This window comes from Spiroplasma endosymbiont of Megaselia nigra, from assembly GCF_003987485.1.
Classification (GTDB): Bacteria; Bacillota_I; Bacilli_A; order Mycoplasmatales; family Mycoplasmataceae; genus Spiroplasma.
On sequence record NZ_RCOO01000135.1, the window covers coordinates 1 to 3,191 of the forward strand.

Sequence of the window (3,191 nt, forward strand, 5' to 3'; positions counted from 1 at the left end):
TGCTAAATTATATTGACAACGAGCATTTAATTATAAATATTCAATACAAGAAAAACAGTTAGAACAAGAATTAAACTTAAATAATCAACAACCAATAATAGTTAATTTACAAACGGATATTAGAGATATTAAAAAAGAAAGTGATAATAATGCTTAATCATTTTACTTATTTGTTAGAAACTCCTTATTGGTTATTACAAAATAGTAGTATTGGTAATAAATATCCCTTTGCTAAGAAATATGAGTTAGTTAATGAAATTAATCAAATTGGAACACGATATAGTGGTAAGACTATTTCAAATATTAAAATGTTTGGTGAATTATTAAAAATTAGTTTATTAATTAAAGAACCAATTTGTATCATTGCTAGTATGTATTGAAGTAAAGATTTAAAAGATAGTGTATTTCAAAATATATGAAATATGTTAGATGAAAATTATATTCCTTATACTATTAATTTATCAAATTTTACTTTTACTTTATCAAATGGTAGCAAAATATATTGTAAAGGTTTACATTCACCAAGTCGAAAAGAAAAATTAAAAGCTTTTGCTGATTTGAATAAATATAAATTAGTAATTGATTGAAGAGAAGAATGTGATCAATTTCAACAAAAAGATTTAAGTGATTTAGAATTTGCTATTCGTGGTTATCAAAATAAAATAACAATTAATACATGTAACCCTGAAAGTTTAAAAAGATATATTGTTGGTTATTGTAATGAATTATTACCTTTTAATGAAGAAATAATGCGTAGTAAATATGAGCAAATTAAGTATATTGAAAAATGAAATATGAAAATTATTATTCATTATTCTAGTTGAAGATTAAATTATGAATTACCACAAGATAAAGTTAATGAACAATTAAGATTAGAACAATTAGATATTGAAAGAGCAAGAGTTTGGAGTTGAGGATTGCCTGGCAATACTAGTGGATCAATCTTTGCAAGATATATTGATATTATGCAAGCAACAGATATTATTCAACCAACTAAATTATTAGGTGGTGTTGATATTGCTAATGCTACTAGTCCTAAAGGACATACAACAGCGGCTAGTTTTTGAATATATAACTCATTTGATAAAAAAGCCTATAAAGTTGCTGAATATACTCATTCAAATGCTACACAACAATTTAAAACTGAATTAGAACAAGTTAAAGATATTTTAGAGTTTTATAACAATCAATTAAATCAATATTTTAATTTAATTCAGCAAGGTATATCGATTAATGTTGATGATAGTGCTTATTCAACATTGCAAAGTTTAAACCGAGAAAAATATAATTATTCCTTTGGTCAATATATGACATTTAAACCAGCACAAAAACAAAAATTTAAAGTAAGACATCGTGTAGAGGCATTCACAATGTTAATAAATACTAATCAATTAAAATGATTATGAGAAAAATGTCCTGTAAGTAAAACCCAATATGAATTAATACAATGAGAAGATAAGCCTGAAGTAAGAGAAGAAAAAGTATTAGACTTATATGATGATACATTTGATAGTGATTTTTATGCTTTACATTTTGAATTAATACCAATGGTTAAGCATAATAGTTCAGCAGATTATAAATTATGACAACAAAGGGAGTGAATAAATTAATGAAAAAAGATATTTATGTAATACATGATGAGCGTGTAATAAATGCAAAAAGACCTTATATGTCTGTTTGTGGACAAGTTAAAAAAAGACTTTGTCAAGAATTAAAAAAAGATAATATCGCAATATGTAAATTAAATTTATATAACGAATATATTAAAAAATACCAAAAAATTAAAGTATGTGTACAAGTTTTAGCAAATGAACCTAGTTTATTAACAGTAAATATAATTAATTATGCACTTATCTTAAATTTAAAGGAGCAAAATAATCATGAATAATACATATCCATCTTTACCAAACTTAAATGATATTAATAGTGTTTTAAAATTTTATAATTATGATTGAACTATTAATTTAGCAAATATTATTGCTCGCCATCAAATGCGACTAGTAAATGGTAAAGATATTTTATTTAAGTCTCATCGTAAAGATATTTTAGAAAAACTAAATTGATGATATGAAACTTATAAAATAAAAGAAAAATTAGATAAGAATGAATTAACAGCAAGTTTAATGGGTAAAACTATCTTTGGTTTATTAGAAACATCAGGTGGTAATATTGATTTATGAATTAATCCTTTTAACTTTACATCTCGTGTAAGTAAAATAAATGAAATTGAACAAGGTGCTGATATTTGATTAAATTATCATCAATCAGATAGTGGTTTTATTTTAAATTTAATTTGTACAAAAGATAAAATAATTATTAAAGGTTGACCCAAAAATAATGAAGTAGTTGTTGGTCAAAGTAAAACACAAATTAAAGATGATGTTAGACCTGTATTAGTACAAGAATTTAAAAACAAATTAGGGATAGTACCTTTTTGAGAAATGATTAATGAACCTAATCCTTTATTTTTATCAACATCAACAACTTTAAATCCATGACCTACAATGGGAAATTGTTATAAATTACAATTTGATTTAGAAGATAGTTTTAATATTAAATCAAAAGAAAGATGAGCAAATCGTACGCACTGATATGGTCAATTAGATGATAGTTTACTTGCTGCTTACAATAAAGGTAATAAAAAAGTATATCAAGATATTTTTGATGATATTTTTATTCAATCTGGTCAAACAGCAGCAGATGGAACATTATCTCAATCTTTACAAGTAGTACAAGGTACACCAACCTTAGAAACATATACCGAAGACCAAAAATCTATTATTGAACAAGTATACTTAGCATGTCATTTTTCTAGTCCTTTTGGTGATAAATCAGATAATGACCAAAATAAAACACAATCATTATTAACTAAAACCAAAGATTTAGAAAAACAAGCATATTTACAAGCATATCGTAAACAATATTATACTAAAATGTTTGATGTAGTTTTAAAATATTATGGTTTATGAGATGGAAATGGTGAACGAGAATATGGTTTTGATTTTATTAGTGCTAGTTTAGTAGATCAAATTCGACAAAATGAATTAATTACTGCTAGATTAGATAATGGCACAATGGAACCAATAAGAGCAATTACTGAATATGATAATATTGATGAATTAGAAGCAACCAAATATTTTGAAAAAGTAGAAGCATGACAAGATAAAATGCAAGCCAAAGAAATAGAACAT

3 protein-coding genes are annotated in these 3,191 nt (G+C 24.5%); all 3 read left to right on the top strand.

Annotated features, from left to right (window positions below; all coding sequences use genetic code 4):
• Positions 1-149: 149 nt before the first annotated feature.
• Entirely contained in the window at positions 150-1,610 is a 1,461-nt protein-coding gene (locus D9R21_RS05280) for a PBSX family phage terminase large subunit (protein ID WP_126821385.1), read from the top strand.
• The gene (locus D9R21_RS05285) at positions 1,610-1,888 is read left to right on the top strand and encodes a hypothetical protein (RefSeq protein ID WP_126821386.1); all 279 of its coding nucleotides are present in this window, start codon (positions 1,610-1,612) and stop codon (positions 1,886-1,888) included. The genes D9R21_RS05280 and D9R21_RS05285 overlap by 1 nt, the downstream gene beginning before the upstream one ends.
• Positions 1,881-3,191, top strand: a 1,311-nt coding sequence (locus tag D9R21_RS05290) for a hypothetical protein (RefSeq protein WP_148108839.1), incomplete at its 3' end; no start/stop codon positions are given. The genes D9R21_RS05285 and D9R21_RS05290, both read left to right, overlap by 8 nt.